The following is a 24681-nucleotide window of genomic DNA, read 5'->3' as shown; positions in this document are numbered from 1 at the left end:
CTTAACGAATCTTTATACCTTTTGGCATTGGACCCTTTGGAATCGGCATAGACAGACCACCAACTGCTTTCAGACGCGCACGAACTTCACGCATTTGATGAGCAGATAGCTTCTTAGGAAGTTTGGTGACGTGCTTTTGTAACTTGCGAATTGAAATCTGGCCATCGCCATCGCCCACGATAATTTCAGTAATGGGCACACCTGGAGCAAAGCGTTCAGCCTTCTTCTTTTCATCTTGAATCATCTGACGCACTGCAAAGCCACCTTCGCCGGTAAGAACAATTCCGGCGCGACCAACGCTGCGATGGACCATATCTTGTTGGCGATTAACTGCAACGGCAGGAGTTGTTGTCCATCCTTTACGAATTGCCATGAGAACACTGGCACCTGCGCCCATTTGCCCTTCAATATTTGCATAGGCAGCAGATCCCGCAACACGAGTAAAGAGAAACATTGCAGCGAGCACAGCCACCGGAATTGTGACAAAGCCTCCATAGACAGGGTGATCAAAGATAAATCCAAGAGTGATTCCAATTGCAAGAACAATGAGGAACGTAACAATGAGGACAACACCGATCCACGGCTTTACTGATTTGGTGACGGCATATGCATCACGAATCGTTTTAAAACGAGGAGTCTTGATCTTGGGTTCTTTACTCTTTTTTCGCTTAAACATAGGCGTTAGTTTAGGGGAGCAGGGGCGCTACCACCAAGGCGAAGCGGGGCCCAGCGTTGACCCTGGTGTGAATCGGGATACTTCTGCTGCACCTGATGAAGCATCGCAATCATAGTTTCGCGTAGCAAAGTCTCACTGGCTTCAACATCGCTCTGTTTATCAAAGTAGAGCGGTTCACCGAATTCAACGATGATGGGTATCTTCTCGCGTCGCAGATTGCGCTTCACCTTTTTAGTCCAAATTCGCTGCGAACCCCAGACGATGGTGGGAATAACGGGAACACCAGCGGCCATGGCAAGGCGCACGGCGCCAGATTTTAATTCCTTTATCTCAAAGCTGACCGAGATGGTTCCTTCCGGAAAGATGCCGACTATTTCACCTGCGCGAAGGGCGCGAAGTGCTGCTACGAAAGAGGCCGAGCCACTATTTCTATCAACGCAGATATGGTGCATTCCACGCATAAGCGGGCCAGCTAATTTATTGTCGAAAACTTCTTTCTTAGCCATAAAGCGTACGTAGCGACCAGTGGGAAGAGCCGCAGTTCCAGTGAGTGCGAAATCTAAATAGCCCACGTGATTGATGGAGAGAATTGCTCCACCATCGCGTGGAATATGGTGAACGCCCTGAAAATCAAATCGAAGTCCTAGGTATTTCCAAAAAAGTTTAATAGCTACGACAACTGGTGGATAGACAAGATCAGCCACGTAGTGAGCGCTTTTCTTGTGCTTGCTTATATAAGCGACCAGCGCGATATGAGCTACGCACCAGTGGGCCACTCATCACGCCACTGAAGCCAATGTCTTCCGCTTCTTGTGCCAACTCAACGAATTCATGAGGCTTAACCCATCGCTCAACTGGGTGATGCTTACTTGTCGGACGCAAATATTGCGTGATAGTGATGAGGTCACATCCGGCAGCATGGAGATCTATCAGTGCCTGTGAAATCTCTTCCCGAGTTTCACCGAGGCCAAGGATGAGGTTTGATTTAGTGATTAGACCAAATTCTCGCGCCTGGGTAATGACATTGAGCGAGCGTTCATAGGTAAATGCCGGACGAATCCTTTTGAAGATACGTGGAACTGTTTCAAGATTGTGGGCGAAAACTTCCGGACGGGTTTCAAATACTTCGTTGAGAAGGATGGGATTTCCACTGAAATCAGGAGCAAGCATTTCCACACCAGTACCAGGGTTGAGTTCGTGCACCTTGCGAATTGTCTCGGCATAGAGCCAGGCACCTTCATCTTCTAAATCATCACGAGTAACTCCTGTGATGGTGGCGTATTTAAGACCCATTGATTGCACAGACTCTGCAACTCGTCGTGGTTCATCTCGGTCTAGTGGGTCAGGCTTGCCAGTATCGATATTACAAAAATCGCAACGACGAGTGCATTTTTCGCCACCAATGAGAAAAGTCGCCTCTTTGTCTTCCCAACATTCAAAGATATTCGGACATGCTGCTTCTTGGCAGACGGTATGCAGGCCTTCGGATTGAACAAGGGAGCGAAGTCTGGTGTATTCCGGGCCCATATTCGCCCGAGTTTTAATCCACTCCGGCTTGCGTTCAATAGGGGTCTCGGTATTTCGAGCTTCAATACGTAGCAGCTTGCGACCTTCGGGTGCGATTGTCATGCGCTCACCTTCGCTAAGTGTTGGCAGAGAATCTCTTCGACAACAGGTTGCACTTCATTAATAGTAATCGCTCTACCTAGTTCCTTTGCCATTGATGTTACTTCGGCATCGTTAATCCCACAGGGAACAATCTTGGTAAAGGCCGATAAATCAGGATTTACATTGATGGCAAATCCGTGCATGCTCACACCCGATGCCACGCGGATTCCAATGGCTGCAATCTTGCGCGCACCGCGTGAATCTTCCACCCAGACCCCAGATCTTCCGATGATGCGTTTACTTTCAATACCGAAGTGATTGCAGACTTCAATCAGCGCTGCTTCAATTTCGCGTACGAAACCAACTAATTCGCGTGGGTTTGCGAGTTTAACAATGGGATATCCAACTAGCTGTCCAATTCCGTGCCAAGTAATTTTTCCACCACGATCAACATCAATGACGGGCGTGCCATCTGTTGGCTTCTCTGAATCGAGAGTCCTTCTGCCAGCGGTGTAGACCGATGGATGTTCGACAATGAGTAACGTGTTTCTAGCGAGCCCTTTGGTTACATCCAGATGAATTTTGCGTTGCACTGCCAGAGCTTCCAGATAATCACGCGTACCTAGTCGCTGGATAGCGATGGGTTCTGCGGATATTTGCGACTCGAGGTCGGGGCTAACTACTGGCACGGGTACAGCCTAAAGGTAGGCTTGGCCTCTAGCGAATCACACATCCGCGTAAGCCCGAAAGGTCTGCCCATCTCTATGTCTATCAACGCTGCCCGCAAATCTCGCAAGCCTTTTGCTCTTGCAATGCTCGTCGTCATTATCTGGTTCGTCATCGCGGGCGTCTTCGGACCGCTCTTCGGCAAACTGACCTCAGTCCAAGAGAATAACAACTCTTCGTTCTTGCCAAAGGGTGCAGAAGCCACACAGGCATCTGAAGTTATTCAAACTTTTTCAGGGGAAGACTCTTTCAATTTGCCAGCTCTGGTTCTCTTTGAAGGCAAGACAACTCAAGAAAGTATCGCAAAGATTAATGAGCACATGCTTGGCGTCGGTGGTCTCACTCTGGGTGAAACAGATAAGAAAATCTCGGATTACCTAGCTCCAGATCAGGTCATCACTGTTTTCCCAGCTGAAGATGGTGAAGCTATTTTGGCAAATGTTCCACTAGATGGAAATGCTATCGGCCAAGTTCTTCCCAATGACGAGCCTGTTTTGCCAGCAATTGTTGAGGCCCTTCGAGAGGACGTCAAGGAATTTGCAGAGGCCAACGGTGTCACTCATTACGTAACAGGACCAGCTGGGTTACTTGGTGATCTCTTTAAAGCCTTTGGCGCAATCGATTCAGTCCTACTCTTGGCAACACTTGGCGTGGTAGCTGTAATTCTGATCTTCGTCTATCGATCACCAATCCTTTGGATCATTCCTTTACTTTCATCGCTCTTCGCACTTTCCACCGCGGGTGGAATCATCTATCTGTTAGCAAAAAATGACATTATCGATGTTGATGGACAGTCGCAGGGAATTCTCTCTGTTCTAGTGATTGGTGCGGCAACGGATTACGCGCTGCTCTTGATTGCTCGTTACCGAGAAGAGTTGCATCATCATGAAAATCGCTTTGATGCAATGCGTGCTGCCTATAAAGGCGTGTGGGAACCAATCTTGGCTTCCGGTTCCACCGTTGCAATCTCGCTGATGGTTCTTCTCTTTAGCCAGTTAACCAATACAGCAAGCCTTGGTCCTATCGGAGCAATTGGAATTGTTGTTTCGATGTTCACGATTTTGACGTTGCTACCAGCTCTTATGCTGATCTTTGGTCGCTGGTTATTCTGGCCACGAGTTCCACATAATGATGGTGATGATCATGTGCTGGAGGGCATGTGGTCCAAGGTGGGAAACTCCATCGGGCGCAATCCACGCAGATCATGGGTAGTCACTGGAGCGATTCTCCTGCTCTTTGCATTTGCTTCGACAACTCTGAAAACCGATGGATTAGGAACGGTAGATTCATTTACCGGAAATCCTGAATCAGTAGTTGGTCAAAAACTATTGGAGAAGCACTTCCCGGGCGGTCAAGGTGACCCCACACAGGTTGTCGTCAGTGCCGATAAAATTCAAGCGGTAACGGATGCGGTCAGGAACGCCCCTGGTGTAACAGATGTCTCTCCACAATTAGATGGCTTCCCGGTTCCAGGTCAACCACTGCCGGCGGTAAAGATTGTGAACAATAGGGCGATATTGAATCTGACCCTGAATAAGGCACCGGATAGCGTTGAAGCGGGTAATGATGTTCCTGAGATTCGCCGACTCGCTAAGGCGGCAGATCCCACCGCTTTAGTGGGTGGAACCAGTGCGGTGTATTACGACGTACGTCAGGCAAATGATCGTGATAACAAGACAATTATTCCAATCATCTTGATTGTTATCACCATCATCTTGGGACTTCTCCTGCGATCTATTCTTAGTGCAGTAGTTCTTCTTGGAACTGTAGTTCTCTCATACTTTGCAACCTTGGGGGTATGCGCACTTGTCTTTAACCATGTATTTGGTTTCGCCGGCGGAGATAATTCATTCCCACTCTTCGCCTTCATCTTCCTGGTAGCTCTTGGCATTGACTACAACATCTTCCTCATGACGCGTGTGCGGGAAGAGTCGACAAAGATTGGAACTCGTGCCGGAGTTATTAAAGGTGTGACCGTCACAGGCGCCGTGATTACATCTGCTGGAATTGTGCTCGCTGCTACTTTTGCAGTCCTTGGCTTGCTGCCACTGGTTCCACTTGCGCAACTCGGCTTTGCCGTCGCATTTGGAGTACTGCTTGACACCATTATCGTTCGATCAATATTGGTGCCGGCGCTAGTTCATGAAATTGGACCAAAAATCTGGTGGCCTTCAAAACTGCAAAATAAGTAAGCCATAATCACTTCGTGTCCGATAAACCTGTTGCCGTAATCGGGGCTGGCCTTGCCGGGCTCAGCGCTGCACTTACCTTGCAAGAGGCTGGACGTGAGGTTGTTATCTACGACGGTAGTGATCGCGTGGGGGGCCGGGTAGCGACAGATTACATCGACGGGTTCACACTTGATCGCGGCTTTCAGCTCATCAATGCCAAATACCCAGAGCTCCTTCGACTCGGAGTAGTTGATGAATTGGATTTCATCTTCGCACCACGCACTGTCGATGTGTGCGTGGGAGAGAAAAGGATCGCGCTCGGAGACCCGCGTAGTAATCCGTTCGCTAGTTTGAATCCGGCAACTGGAACCTTAATTCAGAAGCTTGGCTTGGTTGCCTATCTCTTGCGCACAGCTGATGCAGCGAAATCTGTCGAAGAAGAACTAAGCCATCTAGGAATTCTTTATTCACGAGTGCTCAAACCATTTCTCTCCGGCGTCTTTTTGACATCACCGGCATCGGTGAATGCAGTAATTGGAAAAGGATTGATTACATCGTTCATTTCTGGAAAGCCCGGGCTTCCTCGTAAGGGGGTGGGGGCACTTCCAGCTGCACTTGCTACTCGTGTTCATAAAATTGAGCTGAACCACCGAATCGACTCGTTATCGCAATTTGATAATCAGCAGGTTATCGTTGCAACAGATCTCACGACGGCTGCGCAATTACTTGATATTGCAAATGTGCCCAAATTGGCCGGTAGTACGACTTGGTACTACGAAGTACCCCAAGAATTCACCGGATCTGCGCGCCTGCTTATTGATGGTGAGCACCGGGGCCCGGTAGTGAACTCCATTGTCCTATCCAACTTGATTTCTACATATGCACCAGATGGAAAATCTCTGCTGGCTAGTACGACGCTAGATTTCGCTTCAGAGTCCGAGGTACGAAGACATCTGGCTCTGATGTGGGGAGCACACACAGGCGGATGGTCCCTGATCGCTAAATATGACATTCCAAAGTCGCTACCAATTTTCGCAATTGGTAATCAAAGCGCAGCATCATCACAATTTTCGCAGAACATCTATGTGGCGGGGGATTACAGGACGGCACCTTCACAAAATGGTGCGCTTTTGTCAGGTCGCCTTGCGGCGCAGGAGTTACTCCTCGATCAGGGCCGTTAGTGCAGTTGTGATGTGTGGGTAATCCCAGGTAAAGCCAGCTTCGGTTAAAGCCTGCGGAGTTACCTTCTTGCTTCCGAGGACTTCACTTGAGAAACCACCGAGTGCGATCTTTAGCGCAAAGGCAGGTGCTGGAAAGAGTGCTGGGCGGTGCATTGCGCGAGCAAGTGCTGATGTGAATTCTTGATTGGTCACAGGATTCGGTGAGGTGAGGTTGACCGGACCAGATATTGGTTTTTCTAGAATAAAAGTGATTGCGTTGATGAGATCGTGCAAGGTAATCCAAGACCACCATTGTTTACCTGAACCAAGTTTTCCACCCAGACCTAGACGAAACAGTGGCAACATCTTTCCTAGTGCGCCGCCAGTTGGATCAAGAACGAGACCGGTGCGAATCTTTACGGTGCGCACACCCGTTGCAAGATCTGCAGCACCTTCCCACTCGCGGCAGACGGCAGCCAGGAAATCATCGCCCACGCGATCACTTTCAACAACCGCGCGGTTTCCTGATTCGCCATACCAACCAATAGCACTGGCTGATATGAAGACTTGTGGTTTCACTTCGCTTACAGCATTTGCAATCGCAGTCGTTCCAAGCAGACGTGAGTTAAGGATTTCCGACTTATACTTCTTGCTCCAACGCTTATCGCCAACGCCAACTCCGGCCAAGTGAATCACCGCATCGACACCACGTAGGGCTTCGATATCTACATACCCAGTCTTTGGATCCCACTGAATTTCATCAGGTGCAACAACGGCCCGGCGCACAAGGCGCTGCACAGTGTGGCCTTCACTTTTAAGATGACCAACCAGTGCGGTTCCGATAAGACCGGAAGCGCCAGTGATTGCAATGCGTTGCGGAACTGACATCAATTAGAGACCTAGATCTGCTTCGAAGGAACCACCTTCTAGCCGCTCTTTGAGTGTTACCAAGAAGCGAGCCGCATCTGCGCCGTCAACAACTCGGTGATCATAGGAAAGTCCAAGATAGACCATGGAGCGAATCGCAATAGTTTCGCCACCATCTTCACCCTTAACCACCATTGGACGTTTCACAACTGCGCCTAGTCCAAGGATCGCAACCTGTGGTTGGTTAATGATCGGGGTATCAAAGAGCGCGCCACGTGAACCGGTGTTAGTGATTGTAAATGTTCCGCCACCTAGTTCATTTGGAGTGACCTTGTTATCGCGAGTACGCGCAGCAAGATCTGCAATCTTCCGGGCAACGCCACCCATATTGAGATCACCCGCATTATGGATAACTGGAACCAAAAGACCGCGATCGGTATCAACGGCAATAGCTAGATGCTCTGCACCATGATAAATAATCTGGTCACCTTCGACAGATGAGTTCAATACCGGATGTTGCTTCAGGGCTTCACATACTGCCACCGCAAAGAACGGAAGGAATGAGAGCTTGACGCCTTCACGTGCTTCAAATGTTGCCTTTGATTTATCACGCAAGCGGGCAATCTTGGTGACATCCACTTCAACCACAGTGGTCAATTGTGCTGATACTTGTAGTGATTCAACCATGCGAGCTGCAATAACTTTACGCAGGCGAGACATAGTCACGGTTGTTCCGCGAAGAGGCGATGCGGCAACTGGCGCTGCTGCTTTCACTGGCGCCGAAGCAGCAGGTGCTACTGAAGCTGGCGCAGCAGGAGCGTTCTTCGGAGCAAGGGCTTCAATATCTTCCTTACGAATTCTTCCGCCGATACCGGTTCCCTTAACCGATGCCAGGTTTACCCCGAGATCGTTAGCGAGTTTGCGAACAATAGGAGTGACATAGGCATCTGTTGGTTGTGAGACAGGAGCAGGTGCAACAGGTGTTGGCGGAAAAGGTGCTGCAACAGGTGCAGCAACTGGTGCCGGGGCCGCAGCAACTGGGGCAGGTGCAACAGGTGCTGGAGTCGCAACTGGTGCTGGTGCGCCACCTTGAACACCAATGAGTCCTAGACGTGCACCGACTGCAACAGTTGTATCCACCGCTACATCGATTGCTAACAAAACTCCTGCGACAGGAGATGGAATCTCGGTATCGACTTTATCTGTCGAAACTTCAAGGAGTGCTTCATCAACTGCAACCGCATCACCAATGTTCTTAAGCCAACGTGTGACAGTTCCTTCACTCACCGATTCACCGAGTGCTGGCATGGAAATCACTGTTCCGCTACCACTGGCAGCAACAGGTGCTGCAACCGGAGGAGGAGTTGGTGCTGCAACAGTTGGTGCTGCAACAGGTGCTGCGGCAACAGGTGCTGCGGCAACAGGTGCTGCGGCAACAGGTGCCGGTGTGCTTGCGCCAGCTTGTGCAATGACCGCTAACTCAGCTCCAACTGCAACGGTCTGATCTACGCCAACAACAATCTTTGATAGAACGCCTGCAGCAGGTGATGGAATCTCGGTATCAACCTTGTCCGTCGAAACTTCAAGGAGTGGCTCATCAACTGCAACGACGTCGCCTTCATTCTTAAGCCAACGAGTGACGGTGCCTTCAGTGACGCTCTCTCCGAGAGCTGGCATTGTGACTGAGAATGACATAGTTATTTTCTCCTCTTACTTAACCGTGCGAGTGAAGTGGTTTGCCTGCCAGAGCCATATGAGCTTCGCCCATCGCCTCTGACATTGTTGGGTGTGCATGTAGAAGAGGAGCAACATCATCTGCAGTTGCTTCCCAGTTAAAGATTAATTGTGCTTCTGCAAGAAGTTCACCGACGCGAGCTCCCACCATGTGAATTCCTAAAATTGGCCCATTCTTTTGTGCCACAAGTTTGATGGATCCGGCAGTCTTAAGAATCTGTGCCTTGCCATTACCGGCTAAGTTGTAGTCGAGTTCCACCACATCGTGTCCGCGTTCCTTGGCAACCTTGGTTGAGAGACCAACGGAGGCAACTTCTGGCTCGGAATAAGTAACTCGTGGAACGCCATCGTAATTAATTGGTCGAGGATTCAGTCCAGCAATTGTTTCGGCAACAAGAATTCCCTCTTGGAATCCAACATGTGCTAACTGCAAGGTAGGAATGATGTCTCCTACTGCGAAGATGCCTGGAATATTTGTGCGGCAGTGGTCATCAACTGTGATGTATCCGCGATCCATTGCGATACCGACTTCTTGGTAGCCAATCCCATCGGTGACAGGCCCACGGCCAACTGAGACGAGAAGAACATCAGCAGTGAATTCACGACCATCTTCTAAAGTGACCGTTACTCCCTTGGAATCAACGCGATGGGATTTAAATCGCGTTCCAAGTTCAAAGTTGATTCCACGTTTGCGAAAAGCGCGCTCAAGTAACTTGCTGGAGGACTCATCTTCTAGCGCAACTAAATGCGGTAGACCTTCAATGATTGTGACCTCAGAACCGAATGATTTCCAGACCGATGCAAACTCGCAACCGATAACGCCACCACCAAGAACGATGACGCTCTTAGGAACATAATCCATTGCGGTGCCATGATCGGATGTGATGACCTGCTTGCCATCGATATCTAAGCCAGGCAGCGTGCGCGCATAGGATCCGGTAGCTAGAACAATATTTTTTCCGACGTACTGAGTTCCATTCACATCAACTGTGTTATTTGAAACTAGACGTCCAGTTCCTTCAACGTAGGTGATCCCGCGAGATTTGACGAGACCTTGTAGCCCTTTATAGAGACCGGCAATGACGCCATCCTTATAGGAGTTCACTCCGCCCATATCGATGGAGTTAAATGTTGCATTGACTCCAAATTGAGATGACTCACGAGCGCTATCTGCAACCTCACCTGCGTGAAGTAGCGCCTTGGTTGGAATACATCCGCGGTGTAAACAAGTACCGCCAACCTTGTCCTTCTCGATCAGTGCCACGGTTAAACCGAGTTGGGCACCTCGAAGGGCTGCTGCATAACCGCCGCTGCCTCCACCAAGAACTACAAGATCAAAATTCGACACAGATTGACTCCTTTAGGGCTGCTCAACTCTAGCTTCTAACAGGGGTTATCTTGCCAGCCTTAGCCGCCTAAGGCTAAATCGCGAGAAAGTGACTACTGGCTTCGCGCCAACTCGACCAAAGAGCGTAGGGCGATACCTGTGCCTCCCACGGGGGTGTAGCCATGGGGTGCACCTTCGTTAAATGCTGGGCCTGCAATATCTAGATGTAGCCATGGAAGATCTTCGCTGACAAACTCCTTAAGAAATAGACCGGCAACAAGCATGCCGCCCATGCGATCTCCGATATTGGCCATATCGGCGACAGGGGAGTCAAGTGATGCACGTAACTCAACCGGAAGTGGCATCGGCCAGAAAGATTCACCAGCGATCTCTGTTGCTCTCAAAAAGGTAGCTGAGAAATCTTCGCTGTTAGTCATGACCGCACTGGTGCGAGTACCGAGTGCAACAACTTGGGCGCCAGTAAGAGTTGCAACATCGATGATTCCATCTAGGTCACTTGTTTCCTGTGCTTTTACAAGTGCATCCGCCAGTACTAAACGACCCTCTGCATCAGGGTTGAGAACTTCCACAGTTTTACCGCCATAGATAGTGATGACATCACTGGGTCTGGTCGCATTCTCACTGACCATATTTTCAGCAAGGGGCGCCCAGGTTTCGATAGCTACCGGTAACTTAAGTAAAGCGATAGCAATTGTTGCTGCGCACACCGCCGCAGCTCCACTCATATCTGACTTCATCGCCTCCATGCCGAGGGCAGGCTTGAGCGCGAGTCCACCGGTGTCGAAGGTAATTCCTTTTCCGACGAAGGCATATTTCTTTTGCGGTGTTGCACCCTTCGGGGCGTAGGTGATGTTCAGTAGCCGCGGTGGATTAACTGATCCCTGACCGACAGCGGTAATTCCACCGAAGCCTTTAGATTTCAATTGCGATTCGTTCATCACCGAGACTTTTAGCCCCACAGATGTGCCACCAGCAACCTTGACCGCATCGTTGATTGCGGCGCAGAAACTTTCCGGTGTGAGATGACTTGGAGGAGTATTGATTAAATCGCGCACCAGATGCGTATAAGTAGCAATCACTTCCGCCGAGTGAGCAGCATCCTTTGCCGCAGGTGTTGGGGCTAGAAGTGAAAAAAGTGTGATGTTTTTTAGGGGCGACTTTTGAGCATCCTTAGTAGAGCCTCTAAATGAATCAAAGAGGTAGCTTCCAAGTCCAGCACCTTCTGCAATAGCACTCAGGCTGCGCAGATCCTTGGCAGGCAGTGCGAAAGTGGCACTGGCATGTCCGGCTAGCGAGCGAGCGGCGGCGCCAGCTGCGCGGCGCAGTACTTCAGAGTCATAAGATGATGAAACTTTTCCGAGTCCAGTAAAGATAATCAAGCGAGTTGTGATGCCGGCAACTTTGATTACTTCATCGGCCTTTCCTGTTGCACCTAAATCACTGAGGGCCTGAAGTAGAGGTTTGGTGTCAAAGGGCAGGTCACCAGATTCAATCTGAAATGAAGCCTTGGCACTCTTTCCAACTTTTGACGCGAGACCAACAACCAGCACATCGTCTTTTACGATTCCGTCGGTGAGGCGGATGGTTGTCATTAATTGCTCCTTCGATTCTCTCGCCCAGTTTTCGTGATGGCGATACAGAGTTCAGATGTCGGGTAAGTGTAAGTTGTCATCGTGAAAAACTCACCATTGCATCAGAAACATATCCAGCGCCAAGCCAAGATGGCCGACTTTGGTGGTTGGTTGATGCCGATTGAATACCCCGGAGCTGGTGTTCTTGCTGAGCATAAGGCGGTGCGCGAGCGGGTTGGGTTATTTGACGTTTCCCATCTTGGTAAAGCCAGTGTGAGCGGACCAGGGTCGCTGGAATTTCTTAATCTGATGTTTACCAATGATCTGAGTCGGATCACGCAAGGCAAGGCCCAATACACGCTGCTTTGCAACGATGATGGTGGAGTTGTTGATGACCTAATTGCCTATAAGAATAGTGATGAGGATTTCTTTTTGATCCCAAATGCATCAAATACAGCCGATGTTGTTCGCGTTCTGCAATCCCAAGTGCCACAGGGAATTTCGGTCACCAATCTTCATGAAGAGTTTGGGGTGTTAGCGCTGCAAGGTCCTGATGCACAGGCAGTGATTGAAAGCTTGGGAGTTAATCCGACGATGGATTACATGGCTTTTGCTCATGTCATGATTGGTGGTTGCGATGTAATTCTCTGCCGAACTGGTTACACCGGTGAACATGGATATGAAATCGTTCCACGTTGGGATGATGCCGAAGTTGTGTGGGATGTCCTAGTGCAAGCGATGAAAGCATTCGATGGCGAGGTATGCGGACTAGGAGCCCGAGATACCTTGCGCACGGAGATGGGTTATCCATTACACGGTCATGAACTCACACTAGAGATCACACCAGTTCAGGCCAGTGCGGGATGGGCAATCGGATGGAAGAAAGCAGATTTTCGTGGCGCCACAGCGCTACGTGCCGAGCGCGAAGAAGGCACTGTTCGCAAACTGCGCGCCCTGAGATCAAATGACCGCGGGATTCCGCGCGCGGGAATGGTTGTGAAGGATATGCAAGGTGCGGAGGTAGGAGTTGTTACAAGCGGAACTTTCTCGCCATCACTGAAGGCTGGGATTGCACTGGCACTGATTGATTCAGGGTTTAGCGAAGGTGATGAAGTAGTGATAGATGTGCGAGGTCGCACATCTTCGGCAACTGTAGCTTCGTTGCCATTTTCCCCATCGCACGTTCGCTAGTCGTTAAATTTCTAAATTCAATTGGTGAGAGAAATGCAGCGCGCGTATGAGCACGTCGCAGCGCTCCAAGTACAGGTGCCCCCGTCAGAATAATCAGAACTGAAGTGAATATCGCACGGGGAATATCCCAGGCCATGGCAGATAAGAAGTGGTAACTTAAAAAATTGTTCAGGTTTGCAGATATCGGTGCACCGGCAGTAAATGAAAGTTGGGAATCGACTCCCAAATACCACGGCCAAAATTGCAGATCCATGGCGATTCCGAAGAATTCGGCGGCAAGAATTCCATAGAGCACAAGAAGTGCAATCTCTTTCTTCCCGCGCACCTTGCGGGGGAGTAACCCGACACCAAGTCCAATCCAGGCAGCGGCAAAACATTGATATGCCAGCCACGGTCCGGTGCCGCCAGTGATGAGCGCTGATAGCAACATGGAAAGTGCTCCGAGAAGAAAGCCAAATGATGGGCCAAAAACTCGAGCACTTAAGATCAAGAGAAACCACATAGGTTCAAGGCCCACCGCACCCGTTCCTAGTGGACGCAGGGCGGCAACTAACGCGGAAAGCAGAGCAAGGAGGGCAACTGATTTCGCATCGAGTGAACCATTACTGACACTGATCAGAAAGAGCGCTAGTGCAAGTGGAGTAGCACAGAGAAATATCCATTGCGGATGCGAAACCTGAGTGGAGATTAGAAATGGCCAGCAGAATCCAAGTAGTCCCACCGTACTCGTTGCAGCTAGCACCAAGAACTGTAGCTTCGAGAAGATGAGAATGTTCCTAGTTTTCATGAGCTTGCTGCTAACGCTGCGACCACATGATCAACTGTGAGCCATGGTTGCGGGGACATGATCTTGGCAACTTGCGGGGCAAAAGCGGGCGAACTAAGTAAGACGTCGAGGGTAGAACCGTCGGCAACTATTTCACCTTCTGCTAAGAAAATAACTCGGTCAGCTAACTCGGCAACAAGTTCAACATCGTGTGTGGCAAGTAGAACAGGGTTATTAAGTGTTTTGGCATACTCTTTGAGTGCAAGTGTGAAGAGTGCTTTGGCTTGATAATCCAAACCTCGAGTGGGCTCATCAAGAATGAGAAGTTTCGGATTTCCAGAGAGCACAATGCTCAGAACAAGTGCTAACCGCTGTCCTTCGGATAGATCGTGGGGATGTGCATGTTCAGATATTGCTGGAACAAGTCTGTTTAAGAATGTGAGTGTGGTGCCTGGGTTAAGGCCAGCTTGGGTATCGGCTTGTGCACACTCGCCTTGCACGCTTTGGCCATAGAGTAAATCGGCCGGCTCTTGTGGAACATAACCAATCGTTTCTCGTCGTTTACTTCCTGCCAGCTCAGCCGGATCGCCACCGTAAACCCGCACCGAACCAGCATTGGGTTTTAGTACTCCCACAATGGCTTCAAGAAGCGAACTCTTACCGGCCCCATTGCGCCCCATCAGAGCAACAATCTCGCCTTGGCCGATAACGGTAGAAATTTTATGCAGTGCAACATCGCTGCCATATTGAATCTGAAGTGAGTCCACTTCGATTACTGGTGAAGTTGACGGTCGTGGCTGCGCCACCGTCTGGGTATCGATATTTCTGACTTCAGTTGTAAGCCGGCGCACTTCTCGCACGCTCGTTCCAAATTCACTTAAGTTCAGCGCGCGGGCAAGTCGGATAATCGGTGGAACAAGAGTTGATTTTTCAAGTATCTCTTCGGCGCTACCAATGGATGTCTCGCCGTCACTTTCGATATAGATGATGCGATCAACAAATTGAATCACTCGTTCCAAACGATGCTCAGCAATAATGACAGTGACGCTGAGATCGTGCACGAGGCGATGCAGGACTGAGAGCACCTCCTCAGCTGCTATCGGGTCTAGGGCACTAGTCGGTTCATCAAGAACCAGTACCTTCGGATGCATTACCAGCGCTGAAGCAATAGCCACGCGCTGCTGTTCACCACCGCTGAGCGAACTGATTGCTCGATTGCGAACCGAGTTTAGGCTGAGTAAATCAAGGACTTCCTCGACCCGCTTTCGCATCACATCAGGTGCGAAATTGAGAGCTTCCATGCCAAAGGCAATCTCTTCTTCGACGATATCTGTTACAAATCCATTGATGGGGTTCTGTCCAACAATTCCAACCAAGTGAGCGAGGGAACCTGGCTTTACCTCTCGAGTGGAAATTCCATCGACTGTAATGTCTCCGGCCAGGATTCCACCTGTGTGATGAGGGACAAGTCCATTGATAAGACGCAAGAGTGAAGATTTTCCAGATCCGGTCTGGCCCATGACTAAGACCATTTCACCTTCAGCGATCTGGCAAGTGAGATCTTCCAGGATTGTCTTGGTCGAGTGCGGATAGATCAGTGAGACATTGGAAAAGGTAATCATGATGCGACCATCACAGTTGCCGCGGCCACAGCTGTTATCACAAAGTAAAAATCACGAGCAAGCCACGGTGCCGGGCGATAGCGAGATCTCTTTCTACTCACACCATAACCGCGTGAATCCATCGATTGCGCCAGCTGCAAAGAGCGAGTGAGGGTTTCCTCCAGTAATGGCAGGGCGATAGAGCGCAGCGACACTTTATCGATGCCTCTCATCTGTTGCGCCCTTCTTATTCGTTTCACACTCTGTGCAAGTTGTGGAAAGACAGAGGTGGCAATCACAAGGGTGATTCCAATTTCATAGATGAATACCGGCAAAACTCGGAGCAATTTATGTGGACTAGTCAGAGCAGATGCTGCTCCGAAGAGAGCAATCATGGTGGCGATGATGACACCTTCGTGAACCGATGATGAAAGTCGTTCCAGTGTTACTGCGCCACCAATTCGGATTCCGGGCATCCAGGATGGTAAATCTAGGATTGGAATGCGAAAGAGTTCGGTTCCTGGAATCGGAACTCCAATGAGTACTCCTATGAGTGCGCGGATTGCGATGATGAAAGCTCCGATTCGAAGAGACCACCAGAACGTGGCATTCCAAGGCGAACCATCTCTTCGTAGGTAGACAACTAATGCCGCTACACCCACAGTGGCAAGTGCCACCCAGGCGTTATCTAAAGCCACGATTCCAATTGCGAGAATCAGCGACCAGACCCACATAGTCAGTGGGTGTAGCGGTTTAGTCATAAATGTTGCTAACTACTTCTTGAGAAGTGCGGCTGGAGTTTTGATCTCCACGCCACATTCCTTCTTTGGATATCCGTTAAACCCGCAGATGAGTCCTGATTTAGCTGCGCGGACTTTGACTACTTGGCCTAGGACATCGATACCTTGTGAGCTCATCGCAGTGGTGACACAGCGGGTGATCGTCTTTTGCACCATTTCACCTGCAGGCGCGTATGCCTTGTTTCCAAAGTCAATAACGAGTCCAATGCGCTTCTTGCCAGAAACAGCCTTTGTATTTCCACAGATAGCTGTGAAATTAGGCTTCACAGAAGGTGCTACCGATGGAATGTCATCGTTACTAAATACGAACGACCATCCTTCAACTGCGCCATCTTTGATATCAACAGTGGGTCCGGTCATTGCCGCAGTCCACGTGGTGGCACCTGGTGCTGCTTGGAAGTAACCCCAATAGCGGTAGCCCTTAGTAGCTGCATTGGATGGTGCCATGGAAATCACTTGGGAAGCGATCAAGATGATCGCGATGAGTGATGCTGTTTTACTGTGCTTCATGTACTGGAGTCTCCTGTGTTAGAGAGTCTCACAGGGGTAGCTCGCAAGCAGTAGGCAAATATCGCCTAGTAACTGTTGGACTACACCCCGCAAACCTCGGCGGGTGTTGGTCTAATGCAAATATCTAGGTGGGTAATCCGACTTGATTAGAAGTTAAGGCTTCTGCTCTTACGGTTGCGGGTCAGCGTCGGATTTGCACCGAACTTCCCCCACGGAGATATCTATTTAGTTGTGGTCGAAGAAAACCACATGAGGTGACCCTTGGCAACTAGCCACGCAAGGACATAAGGTGCGCCATATGGAATATAGACGCCTCGGAAGTTCAGGAATGTATGTCTCAGAGATTTCATATGGAAACTGGGTTACCCATGGATCCCAAGTTGAATCTGAAGCAGCTGCAAAATGTGTGAAGGCGGCTCTCGATTGCGGCATCACAACATTTGATACCGCCGATGTCTACGCTGGAACAAAGGCAGAAGTTATTCTAGGTAAAGCGCTCAAGGGCGTTCGGCGTGAATCATACGAATTACTTACCAAGGTTTACTGGCCAACTGGACCTGGAAAAAATGACCGTGGACTCTCTCGTAAACACATTATGGAATCTTGCAACGCTTCACTCAAACGTCTAAAAACTGATTACATCGATCTTTATCAGGCACATCGATTTGATGTGGAAACACCGCTAGAGGAAACCTTAAGCGCCTTTGATGATCTGATTCGCCAGGGGAAAGTTCACTACATCGGCTTCTCGGAATGGACCGCGCCACAGATAGCCCAGGCACTTGCGATTCAAGATGCACGTGGATATAACCGATTTGTCTCCAGCCAACCGCAATATTCTGCGCTCTGGCGAGTGATTGAAGCCGAAGTTGTTCCGCTTTCAAAGAAAGAGGGGATTGGTCAGATTGTTTGGTCACCGATGGCGCAAGGAGTTCTCACTGGCAAGTATCTGCCGGGTGTGAAACCCCCGGCTGGCTCCAGGGCAACAGATAAGAAGAGCGGGGCAGGTTTTATCTCAGCCTTTATGAAAGATGAAATTCTGGTTGCTGTGCAAAATCTGAAACCGATAGCGGCAGATCATGACTTAACTACTTCTCAGCTTGCGCTGGCCTGGGTATTGCAGAACGTGAATGTCTCTTCTGCAATCATGGGTGCTACTAAACCGGGTCAGGTGAAAGAGAATGTTAAAGCAGCTGGAGTAAAGCTCTCACTCGATGTCATGGCAACTATCGATAAAATCCTAGGGGATTTACCGGAACGCAGAGCCGATCAAGATAAAACTCCAAGACCTCGCGCTTAGGTAAAGAAGTTTAGAAAGAATCTCCGCGTTTGATTGCTGGCTTTGGCGTGCGCATTCTGCGCATCTGAGTGGATCGAAGCCAGCCATACATTCCAATTCCTTTGAGCTCAGCGCCTGGGAACTTCTCGGTGACTACCTTCTTCAAAGTGCGGCTTAAGAAGAATCCATCAACTACTGAGGTGAGAAGTACCGCGTACATAATGAAGATACTGCCGAGCTGAAAGATCCTAGATGGAATCAGGGTCAGAACTAGAACGACGAAGATAATCGGCAAGAAATATTCGCCCACTGAGCGACGGGCATCAACATAGTTACGAACAAATTTCTTAACCGGCCCCTTATCGCGCGCAGGAAGTGCGCTCTCATCTCCGCGAAGATATGCAGCGCGCTGCGCTACACGTGCGGCGCGTGATGCTTCTTTAGCGCGAGCCTTCTCTGCCTTAGTAGATGCGGGGGCGAGTGAAGAAACTTTGCGTGCAGCTTCGGCCTCTTTGCGCTTAGGAGTAGGGCGACCTTTTTTATCGTCAGTTGATTCAGTCATGAGCGCAACTATAGAGCGAGCATCTGTTCTAGAGCCAACTTTGCATACTTTGCTACGCGTGGATCGACCTTAATCTTATTAACGATGTGGCCGGCAATGATGGACTCCATCGACCAGACCAGGTGCGGCAGGTCGATTCGATTCATGGTTGAGCAGTAGCAGACCGTCTTATCCAGAAAGACGACTTCCTTATCTGGATTATTGGCAGCCAGCCTAGAGACTAAGTTCAACTCGGTACCGACCGCCCATTTACTGCCAGGAGCTGATTGCGAAACAATCTGAATAATTTTTTCAGTACTTCCTACAACATCCGCCGCCGAGACAACCTCATATTGGCATTCGGGATGCACGATTACTTGCACGCCAGGAATCCGCGCACGCACCTCATGAATTGAATCGAGTGAAAAGCGGCCATGAACTGAACAGTGTCCACGCCAAAGAATCATCTTCGCCCCATGAATTTGATCTTCAGTAAGGCCACCCATGGGTTTCCATGGATTCCAGAGCACGCAATCCTCTAACGATAAGCCAAGTGATAACACCGCAGTGTTGCGCCCTAAATGTTGGTCCGGCATAAACAAGACTTTCTCAGATTTAGCAAAAGCCCATTCAAGTGATTTCTGCGCATTTGATGAGGTGCAAATAGTTCCGCCATGTTCGCCGGTGAAACTCTTGATGGCAGCCGATGAATTCATATATGTCACCGGCGTCGTGCGGGAGGCAACACCTAACTTCTCAAGATCTTTCCAACATTGATCCACTTGATTAGCGGTGGCCATATCTGCCATCGAGCAACCAGCAGCTAGGTCTGGAAGAATGACTCTCTGCTTTTCGGTAGTGAGAATGTCGGCACTTTCGGCCATGAAATGCACACCACAGAAAAATATGAACTCTGCCGAACTTTGTTCGGCGGCGGCTTGCGCGAGCTTAAATGAATCACCAGTGATATCGGCAAAGCGAATCACTTCATCGCGTTGGTAGTGATGACCAAGAATGAGGGCTCGATCACCTAGTGTGGCTCGGGCAGCTATCGCTCGCTCAACTAAGGTGGGGTCACTTGCTGCCGGTAACTCACCCGAGCAGGAGACACCCCGTTCGGAGGCCAGGTCTGTACCTTGGCCTAAGACGAGCAGATCTGAGAGTGAGAAAGACACGGGAGTATTGTCATCTCTTTCGGTTCGCCACGGCAACCCGGCGCGAGTATTCTTAGCCACATGACTACTGAAATGACTTCAACTCCTGTCGAGTTAACAACTGGCATCACACTTACCGATGTCGCGGCCGCAAAGGTTTCAGCCCTTTTGGCTCAAGAAGGTCGCGATGACCTCTATCTTCGTGTGGCGGTGCAACCAGGTGGTTGCTCTGGTCTTAAGTACCAGCTCTACTTCGATGATCGCGCACAAGATGGCGATATCGCTCGTGAATTCGGTAGCGTCAAAGTTGTCGTAGACAAGATGAGTGATCCATATTTGATGGGCGCCTCAATTGATTTTGTAGACACAATCGAAAAGCAGGGCTTCACCATTGATAATCCAAATGCGCAAGGTTCATGCGCATGCGGCGATTCATTTAACTAACCCCACCTTTTAACGCGAATCTCTCGATAGATTGCGCCCATGAAAATTGGCGTTGCAGGTTCTGTTGGTCTAGATCACCTGATGACCTTTCCGGGCAAGTTCACAGATTCACTGGTCGCCGGTTCACTTGAAAAAGTCTCGCTCTCATTCCTTGTTGATGGTCTCGATGTCCGCCGCGGTGGATGCGCCGCCAATATCGCTTTCGGCCTTGGAGTTCTGGGACTTAACCCAATCTTGATTGCTGCAGTAGGTAAAGATTTTGCTGATTACGATGCCTGGCTCACACGCCATGGCGTGGACACATCACACGCACTAGTTTCTACCGAGCAACATACTGCTCACTTCACAGTCACAACTGATACCGAGTTAAACCAGATTGCATCCTTCTTTCCCGGTGCCATGTCAGAGGCTCGCAACATTGAGCTAAAGCCAATCATCGACAAGGTAGGAAAACTCGACATCCTGGTTGTTTCCCCAGATGATCCGGAGGCGATGCTGCGCCATACCGAGGTGGCAATTGCGATGGGCATCGCGGTGGCCGCTGATCCCTCCCAGCAAATGGCGCGCATGAACGGTGAAGAAATCAAGAAACTTATCGATGGCGCTACCTACCTATTTATGAATGAATATGAGTTGGCACTTGCAATTCAAAAGACTGGGTGGAGTGATCACGAAATTCTGCAGCGAGTGAAATATCGGATTGTCACATTGGGTTCAGATGGCGCCCGGGTTGAAAGTATTGATGGAACTTTCATTAAAGTCGGATGCGCCAAAGAGAAGGCAAAAGTAGATCCAACAGGTGTCGGTGATTCCTTTAGATCTGGCTTCGTTGCCGGACTTGCGTGGGGACTATCGCATGAGCGGTGCGCCCAACTTGGTTCAATGATTGCTACCTATGTGATTGAAACTACTGGTACTCAGGAATATCGATTTACCAGCGCTGAATTTCTTACTCGCTTCACCGAGGCTTATGGAGATAGAGCGGCTAGGGAAATTGCCAGCCACCTTCCCGCTTAAGAAGTAATCTCAGAAATCGCGCTTACTAAAGCTTGAATATCTGCGTGGGTCATCCCAGATTTTAAGGTGATGAGCAGATGTCCATCGGTCGGATAACCCATTGCGGCCAGTACATGGCTGGGCTGTAGATCTGCGGGGGAGCAGGCAGAACCTGAATCCACATCAAGTGAGCGCGCGGCTAGCTCGCGCACCAAATGCTCTCCATTAAAGCCAGAGACGATGATGGAGAAAACGTTAGTAGTAGCAGGTGCTTGTGGGGCGACCACGCGCACACCAGGAATTGCAGCTAATGCTGTGAGTGCGAACTCACGAAGTGTGGCCTCTTCGGAAGTGAAGTTCTCCAGTGCAACAGATGCGGCTATCAGCAAGGGCAGCGAAAATGTTCCCGGTGATTTGATTGGAGCAATATGAGGCAGCGGATATGCGAATTGGGTTTTGTTCTTGATCGCAAGAATTGCTAACCCGCCAGGGCCATACCAAGAACGGGCATCAAAGAGTGCGGTATCCCAATGATCAGGTAGGGCAATTCTGGGGCCAGAAGATGTTGCATCGACGGCTACGAAATTCGATAGCCCGGCAAGTCTCTGTGAGTCCTGCACAATGCCAGTTTCACCATTGGCTAATTGCAATGAGAGCACTGAATTCTGTGGAATTTGAGCAGAGTTAATCGATCCCTGATCATCGACCTGTAATTCCGTAATGGCTTCACGATGAGATCGTGCTATCGCTCTGATTTTTCCTTTATCGGTAGCCGAATATGCAAAGGCAAGGTCATCTCGAAGCAGGCCTGCGATAGCCAAGTAGTGGCCAAGAGCGGGTTCGCCAAGGACTTCCAATGAGTCCGCCGGCACCTTCAATTTCGCAGCGATATTTTCCAGGGCTTGATTTCCCAGAATTGCCGCTCGGGCCGATGACTGCGAAAGTTTCTTCGGATCAGCCCATCCTTGGTCAAAGGCGGCCAGCAGGGCGCTACGAACTACCTCGGCTAGAGGCGACTCTGATGTGAAGTTTCCTGTGACACGTACCACCGGATGAACGCTACTGCCTCGAATGGGCGCATGCACTTCTCGCCACTATCCTTAACCCATGTCTTTAGACGCACCACGCAACTGGCGCCCACTCCGAGTATCGGCGGCGATACTCCCGGCGCTATTTCTCCTCAGCGGTTGCTCATTTGATCTGAACAATGTTTCTGGAATGGGCTTTCCTAAGGGAGTCTCTAGCGTCAATGACATTTCACTCTCGCTCTGGCAGGGCTCATGGATTGCGGCCGGAGTAGTTGGAGTCTTCACTCTGATTTTAATTCTCTGGCCAGCTGTTTTTCATAGAGCTAACGCTAGTAAAGGTGAATTTCCGAAGCAGACTCAGTACAACGTTCCAGTTGAAATTCTATACACCGTTATTCCCTTCATTATCGTGGCAGTGCTCTTCTACTTCACCGTAATAAAAGAGAATAAGATTGTTGATAAAACAACACCGGTCAAGCATGAAATTTCAGTTGATGGCTTCCAATGGTCTTGGCAGTTCTCATATCCAGAAGCAGGAGAGGATGCAGTAGTTACCGGCACACCGGCACAACCACCGACTCTCTATCTTCCAAAGGGTGAGAGCGTGCGCTTTACTTTAAATGCCAACGATGTAGTGCACGGTTTCTGGATTCCGGCTTTCATGATTCAGATGCAGAACTTGCCGGGAGAGACGAACCACTTGCAATTTACTGCCAACAAGATTGGTGAGTTCCCGGGTCGATGCAACATCTTGTGCGGGCGAAACCATTCACAAATGCTCTTTAAGGTGAAGGTAGTTTCACCAGAGAATTATCAGAAGTATCTAGACTCACTGAAGGCGAGCGCAGCATGACCACGTATGCAGAACGTCCAACGATTGCAGCTCCGCGCCAGGGAGTCCAAAAGACATCCTTAGGCTCTCAGTTCGTAAAGACAATCACGTCAACAGATCACAAACGCATTGGTTATCTCTACCTAGCAACCTCATTCTTCTGGTTCCTCTTTGCCGGAGTTCTAGCTCTTCTCATCCGCATCGAGCTTGCCCGCCCAGGAATGCAGTTCATTAGTGTGGAGCAGTACAACCAGATCTTCACCATGCACGGAACGATCATGTTGCTGATGTTTGCCACACCGCTCTTTGTTGGTTTTGCAAACGTCATCATGCCGCTACAAATCGGAGCGGCAGATGTTGCCTTCCCTCGTCTTAATATGCTTTCTTATTGGCTCTTTCTCTTTGGTTCAATTCAAGCCGTTGCCGGTTTCTTAACTCCCGGGGGAGCGGCATCATTTGGTTGGACTGCCTACGCACCTCTTGCTAACTCAACCTACTCTCCTGGAATTGGTGGCGACCTCTGGGTAATGGGTCTTGCTATCTCAGGCCTTGGCACAATCCTCGGCGGCGTTAACTTCATTACAACAATCTTTACGATGCGCGCACCTGGAATGACGATGTTCCGCATGTCCATCTTCTCCTGGAACGTTCTCTTAACTTCAATTCTCGTTCTGCTTGCCTTCCCACCATTGGCCGCAGCACTCTTTGGACTTGAATCAGATCGACTTTACGGAACACATATCTTTGATCCGGCAAACGGCGGAGCCATGTTATGGCAGCACTTGTTCTGGTTCTTTGGTCATCCTGAGGTCTATATCTTGGCGCTGCCATTCTTTGGAATCGCAACTGAAATCTTGCCGGTCTTTAGTCGTAAACCAATCTTTGGTTATAAAGGTTTGATTGCTGCAACTATCGCTATTTCAGCGCTCTCGGTTGCAGTGTGGGCACACCACATGTTTGCTAGTGGAAAAGTGCTCTTGCCATTCTTCTCATTTATGACATTCCTTATCGGTGTCCCCACCGGTGTGAAGTTCTTTAACTGGATCGGAACCATGTGGCGCGGCCATGTCACCTTTGAAACACCGATGCTCTGGGTCATGGGATTCCTCGTCACATTCCTCTTCGGCGGAATCACCGGAATCATCCTGGCTTCACCACCACTTGATTTCGCTGTCTCTGCTTCTTACTTCGTGGTTGCGCACTTCCACTATGTGTTATTCGGAACTGTGGTCTTTGCCATGTTCGCTGGCTTCTACTTCTGGTGGCCAAAGATGACCGGACGCATGCTCAATGAACGACTAGGCAAGATTCACTTCTGGACTCTCTTCTTTGGCTTTCACCTCACCTTCCTGATTCAGCACTGGTTAGGTATTAAGGGCTTCCCTCGTCGCTATGCCGACTTCTTAGCAACCGATGGCTTTACCGAGATGAATATGATTTCAACGGTTGGTTCATTCTTGCTGGCTCTTTCCATGATTCCGTTCTTCGTCAATGTTTGGATTACTCGTAATTCACCAAAGGTTGAAGTCGATGATCCTTGGGGCTATGGCTCCTCCCTTGAGTGGGCAACATCGTGTCCACCACCACGCCATAACTTCACTTCAATGCCACGTATTCGCTCTGAACGACCAGCATTTGATTTACACCACCCTCACATTAAGACAGAAGGTCACTAAGC

Annotated in this window: 23 protein-coding genes and 1 riboswitch; of the genes, 8 read left to right on the top strand and 15 right to left on the bottom strand. The window is 49.7% G+C overall.

Going from position 1 to position 24681, the window contains the following annotated elements; translation table 11 throughout:
• Window position 1: 1 nt before the first annotated feature.
• The 4 genes from A1sIIB142_RS03680 to lipB are packed head-to-tail and all read right to left on the bottom strand — an operon-like array spanning window position 2 to window position 2973.
• Window positions 2-676: a DUF4191 domain-containing protein gene (locus tag A1sIIB142_RS03680; RefSeq protein WP_095693724.1), complete on the bottom strand. Its 675-nt coding sequence runs from the start codon at window positions 674-676 to the stop codon at window positions 2-4.
• A 5-nt stretch (window positions 677-681) separates the two neighbouring features.
• Entirely contained in the window at window positions 682-1380 is a 699-nt protein-coding gene (locus A1sIIB142_RS03675) for a lysophospholipid acyltransferase family protein (RefSeq protein ID WP_095693723.1), read from the bottom strand.
• Window positions 1373-2305 (bottom strand): lipoyl synthase, encoded by a 933-nt coding sequence (gene lipA, locus A1sIIB142_RS03670; RefSeq protein WP_095693722.1) that lies wholly within the window; start codon window positions 2303-2305, stop codon window positions 1373-1375. Before lipA ends, A1sIIB142_RS03675 begins: the two co-directional genes overlap by 8 nt.
• Window positions 2302-2973, bottom strand: coding sequence for a lipoyl(octanoyl) transferase LipB (gene lipB / locus A1sIIB142_RS03665; RefSeq protein ID WP_223299162.1), 672 nt, complete (start codon window positions 2971-2973; stop codon window positions 2302-2304). The genes lipA and lipB overlap by 4 nt, the downstream gene beginning before the upstream one ends.
• Before the next feature lie 75 nt (window positions 2974-3048).
• Here lipB and A1sIIB142_RS03660 point away from each other — a divergent pair, with 75 nt between their 5' ends.
• Together A1sIIB142_RS03660 and A1sIIB142_RS03655 are read left to right on the top strand one after the other, a co-directional pair.
• Window positions 3049-5202 carry an MMPL family transporter gene (locus A1sIIB142_RS03660; protein WP_095693721.1) on the top strand — a complete coding sequence of 718 codons (2154 nt, stop codon included), beginning with the start codon at window positions 3049-3051 and terminating at the stop codon, window positions 5200-5202.
• 14 nt (window positions 5203-5216) lie between these two features.
• The gene (locus A1sIIB142_RS03655; RefSeq protein WP_095693720.1) at window positions 5217-6362 is read left to right on the top strand and encodes an NAD(P)/FAD-dependent oxidoreductase; all 1146 of its coding nucleotides are present in this window, start codon (window positions 5217-5219) and stop codon (window positions 6360-6362) included.
• Here A1sIIB142_RS03655 and A1sIIB142_RS03650 read toward each other — a convergent pair.
• The 4 genes from A1sIIB142_RS03650 to A1sIIB142_RS03635 all read right to left on the bottom strand — a co-directional run bounded on the left by A1sIIB142_RS03650 (window position 6339) and on the right by A1sIIB142_RS03635 (window position 11882).
• A complete protein-coding gene (locus tag A1sIIB142_RS03650) occupies window positions 6339-7229 on the bottom strand; it encodes a TIGR01777 family oxidoreductase (RefSeq protein WP_095693719.1) in 891 nt (296 codons plus the stop codon). The two genes, A1sIIB142_RS03655 and A1sIIB142_RS03650, sit on opposite strands and share 24 nt — an antisense overlap.
• Window positions 7230-7232: 3 nt before the next feature.
• Window positions 7233-8903: a 2-oxoglutarate dehydrogenase, E2 component, dihydrolipoamide succinyltransferase gene (gene sucB / locus A1sIIB142_RS03645; protein WP_095693718.1), complete on the bottom strand. Its 1671-nt coding sequence runs from the start codon at window positions 8901-8903 to the stop codon at window positions 7233-7235.
• 19 nt (window positions 8904-8922) lie between these two features.
• Window positions 8923-10290 carry a dihydrolipoyl dehydrogenase gene (gene lpdA, locus A1sIIB142_RS03640; RefSeq protein WP_095693717.1) on the bottom strand — a complete coding sequence of 456 codons (1368 nt, stop codon included), beginning with the start codon at window positions 10288-10290 and terminating at the stop codon, window positions 8923-8925.
• Between the two features lie 92 nt (window positions 10291-10382).
• Window positions 10383-11882, bottom strand: coding sequence for a leucyl aminopeptidase (locus A1sIIB142_RS03635; protein ID WP_095693716.1), 1500 nt, complete (start codon window positions 11880-11882; stop codon window positions 10383-10385).
• Between the two features lie 81 nt (window positions 11883-11963).
• Between A1sIIB142_RS03635 and gcvT the strand changes: the two genes are divergently transcribed.
• Complete coding sequence (gene gcvT / locus A1sIIB142_RS03630) at window positions 11964-13052, top strand: glycine cleavage system aminomethyltransferase GcvT (RefSeq protein WP_095693715.1); 1089 nt, start codon at window positions 11964-11966, stop codon at window positions 13050-13052.
• Here the strand turns inward: gcvT and A1sIIB142_RS03625 are convergent.
• Genes A1sIIB142_RS03625 through A1sIIB142_RS03610 form a run of 4 tightly spaced genes read right to left on the bottom strand, consistent with a single transcriptional unit; the run spans window position 12958 to window position 16729 of the window.
• A complete protein-coding gene (locus A1sIIB142_RS03625) occupies window positions 12958-13839 on the bottom strand; it encodes an ECF transporter S component (RefSeq protein ID WP_095693714.1) in 882 nt (293 codons plus the stop codon). The two genes, gcvT and A1sIIB142_RS03625, sit on opposite strands and share 95 nt — an antisense overlap.
• Window positions 13836-15440: an ABC transporter ATP-binding protein gene (locus A1sIIB142_RS03620; protein ID WP_095693713.1), complete on the bottom strand. Its 1605-nt coding sequence runs from the start codon at window positions 15438-15440 to the stop codon at window positions 13836-13838. Before A1sIIB142_RS03620 ends, A1sIIB142_RS03625 begins: the two co-directional genes overlap by 4 nt.
• Entirely contained in the window at window positions 15437-16180 is a 744-nt protein-coding gene (locus tag A1sIIB142_RS03615; protein WP_095693712.1) for an energy-coupling factor transporter transmembrane component T family protein, read from the bottom strand. Before A1sIIB142_RS03615 ends, A1sIIB142_RS03620 begins: the two co-directional genes overlap by 4 nt.
• Window positions 16181-16192: 12 nt before the next feature.
• A complete protein-coding gene (locus tag A1sIIB142_RS03610) occupies window positions 16193-16729 on the bottom strand; it encodes an SCO2322 family protein (protein WP_095693711.1) in 537 nt (178 codons plus the stop codon).
• A 74-nt stretch (window positions 16730-16803) separates the two neighbouring features.
• A riboswitch (adenosylcobalamin (AdoCbl) riboswitch) is annotated at window positions 16804-16964 on the bottom strand.
• A 63-nt stretch (window positions 16965-17027) separates the two neighbouring features.
• Between A1sIIB142_RS03610 and A1sIIB142_RS03605 the strand changes: the two genes are divergently transcribed.
• Window positions 17028-18029 carry an aldo/keto reductase family protein gene (locus A1sIIB142_RS03605; protein ID WP_095693710.1) on the top strand — a complete coding sequence of 334 codons (1002 nt, stop codon included), beginning with the start codon at window positions 17028-17030 and terminating at the stop codon, window positions 18027-18029.
• Window positions 18030-18039: 10 nt separating this feature from the next.
• On the opposite strand, the gene A1sIIB142_RS03600 is transcribed toward A1sIIB142_RS03605, so the two are convergent.
• Window positions 18040-18570, bottom strand: a complete 531-nt coding sequence (locus tag A1sIIB142_RS03600) for a DUF3043 domain-containing protein (RefSeq protein ID WP_095693709.1) — start codon at window positions 18568-18570, stop codon at window positions 18040-18042.
• A gap of 8 nt (window positions 18571-18578) precedes the next feature.
• Window positions 18579-19724 carry a quinolinate synthase NadA gene (gene nadA / locus A1sIIB142_RS03595; RefSeq protein WP_095694143.1) on the bottom strand — a complete coding sequence of 382 codons (1146 nt, stop codon included), beginning with the start codon at window positions 19722-19724 and terminating at the stop codon, window positions 18579-18581.
• A 60-nt stretch (window positions 19725-19784) separates the two neighbouring features.
• Here nadA and erpA point away from each other — a divergent pair, with 60 nt between their 5' ends.
• On the top strand, window positions 19785-20147 hold the full coding sequence (gene erpA, locus A1sIIB142_RS03590) for an iron-sulfur cluster insertion protein ErpA (RefSeq protein WP_095674890.1): 363 nt from the start codon (window positions 19785-19787) through the stop codon (window positions 20145-20147).
• Window positions 20148-20186: 39 nt separating this feature from the next.
• On the top strand, window positions 20187-21164 hold the full coding sequence (locus tag A1sIIB142_RS03585; protein ID WP_095693708.1) for a carbohydrate kinase family protein: 978 nt from the start codon (window positions 20187-20189) through the stop codon (window positions 21162-21164).
• On the opposite strand, the gene A1sIIB142_RS03580 is transcribed toward A1sIIB142_RS03585, so the two are convergent.
• Entirely contained in the window at window positions 21161-22192 is a 1032-nt protein-coding gene (locus A1sIIB142_RS03580; RefSeq protein WP_190283247.1) for an aminotransferase class V-fold PLP-dependent enzyme, read from the bottom strand. The genes A1sIIB142_RS03585 and A1sIIB142_RS03580 overlap by 4 nt on opposite strands.
• 58 nt (window positions 22193-22250) lie before the next feature.
• Between A1sIIB142_RS03580 and ctaC the strand changes: the two genes are divergently transcribed.
• Both ctaC and ctaD read left to right on the top strand, forming a co-directional pair.
• Entirely contained in the window at window positions 22251-23024 is a 774-nt protein-coding gene (gene ctaC / locus A1sIIB142_RS03575; protein WP_095693706.1) for an aa3-type cytochrome oxidase subunit II, read from the top strand.
• A complete protein-coding gene (ctaD, locus tag A1sIIB142_RS03570) occupies window positions 23021-24679 on the top strand; it encodes an aa3-type cytochrome oxidase subunit I (RefSeq protein WP_095693705.1) in 1659 nt (552 codons plus the stop codon). The genes ctaC and ctaD overlap by 4 nt, the downstream gene beginning before the upstream one ends.
• Window positions 24680-24681: the final 2 nt, after the last annotated feature.

Origin of the sequence: Candidatus Planktophila versatilis (assembly GCF_002288345.1) — a bacterium.
In the GTDB taxonomy this organism is placed as follows: Bacteria; Actinomycetota; Actinomycetes; order Nanopelagicales; family Nanopelagicaceae; genus Planktophila; species Planktophila versatilis_A.
This window is presented reverse-complemented; position numbering and strand designations above follow the sequence as displayed.

Bases quoted from the DNA above. Each gene is read 5' to 3' on its own strand.
- A1sIIB142_RS03680 (WP_095693724.1), bottom strand. From the start codon at position 676: ATGTTTAAGCGAAAAAAGAGTAAAGAACCCAAGATCAAGACTCCTCGT.
- lipA (WP_095693722.1), bottom strand. From the start codon at position 2,305: ATGACAATCGCACCCGAAGGTCGCAAGCTGCTACGTATTGAAGCTCGA.
- A1sIIB142_RS03660 (WP_095693721.1), top strand. From the start codon at position 3,049: ATGTCTATCAACGCTGCCCGCAAATCTCGCAAGCCTTTTGCTCTTGCA.
- A1sIIB142_RS03650 (WP_095693719.1), bottom strand. From the start codon at position 7,229: ATGTCAGTTCCGCAACGCATTGCAATCACTGGCGCTTCCGGTCTTATC.
- sucB (WP_095693718.1), bottom strand. From the start codon at position 8,903: ATGTCATTCTCAGTCACAATGCCAGCTCTCGGAGAGAGCGTCACTGAA.
- A1sIIB142_RS03635 (WP_095693716.1), bottom strand. From the start codon at position 11,882: ATGACAACCATCCGCCTCACCGACGGAATCGTAAAAGACGATGTGCTG.
- A1sIIB142_RS03625 (WP_095693714.1), bottom strand. From the start codon at position 13,839: ATGAAAACTAGGAACATTCTCATCTTCTCGAAGCTACAGTTCTTGGTG.
- A1sIIB142_RS03620 (WP_095693713.1), bottom strand. From the start codon at position 15,440: ATGATTACCTTTTCCAATGTCTCACTGATCTATCCGCACTCGACCAAG.
- A1sIIB142_RS03615 (WP_095693712.1), bottom strand. From the start codon at position 16,180: ATGACTAAACCGCTACACCCACTGACTATGTGGGTCTGGTCGCTGATT.
- A1sIIB142_RS03610 (WP_095693711.1), bottom strand. From the start codon at position 16,729: ATGAAGCACAGTAAAACAGCATCACTCATCGCGATCATCTTGATCGCT.
- A1sIIB142_RS03605 (WP_095693710.1), top strand. From the start codon at position 17,028: ATGGAATATAGACGCCTCGGAAGTTCAGGAATGTATGTCTCAGAGATT.
- A1sIIB142_RS03600 (WP_095693709.1), bottom strand. From the start codon at position 18,570: ATGACTGAATCAACTGACGATAAAAAAGGTCGCCCTACTCCTAAGCGC.
- erpA (WP_095674890.1), top strand. From the start codon at position 19,785: ATGACTACTGAAATGACTTCAACTCCTGTCGAGTTAACAACTGGCATC.
- A1sIIB142_RS03585 (WP_095693708.1), top strand. From the start codon at position 20,187: ATGAAAATTGGCGTTGCAGGTTCTGTTGGTCTAGATCACCTGATGACC.
- ctaC (WP_095693706.1), top strand. From the start codon at position 22,251: ATGTCTTTAGACGCACCACGCAACTGGCGCCCACTCCGAGTATCGGCG.
- ctaD (WP_095693705.1), top strand. From the start codon at position 23,021: ATGACCACGTATGCAGAACGTCCAACGATTGCAGCTCCGCGCCAGGGA.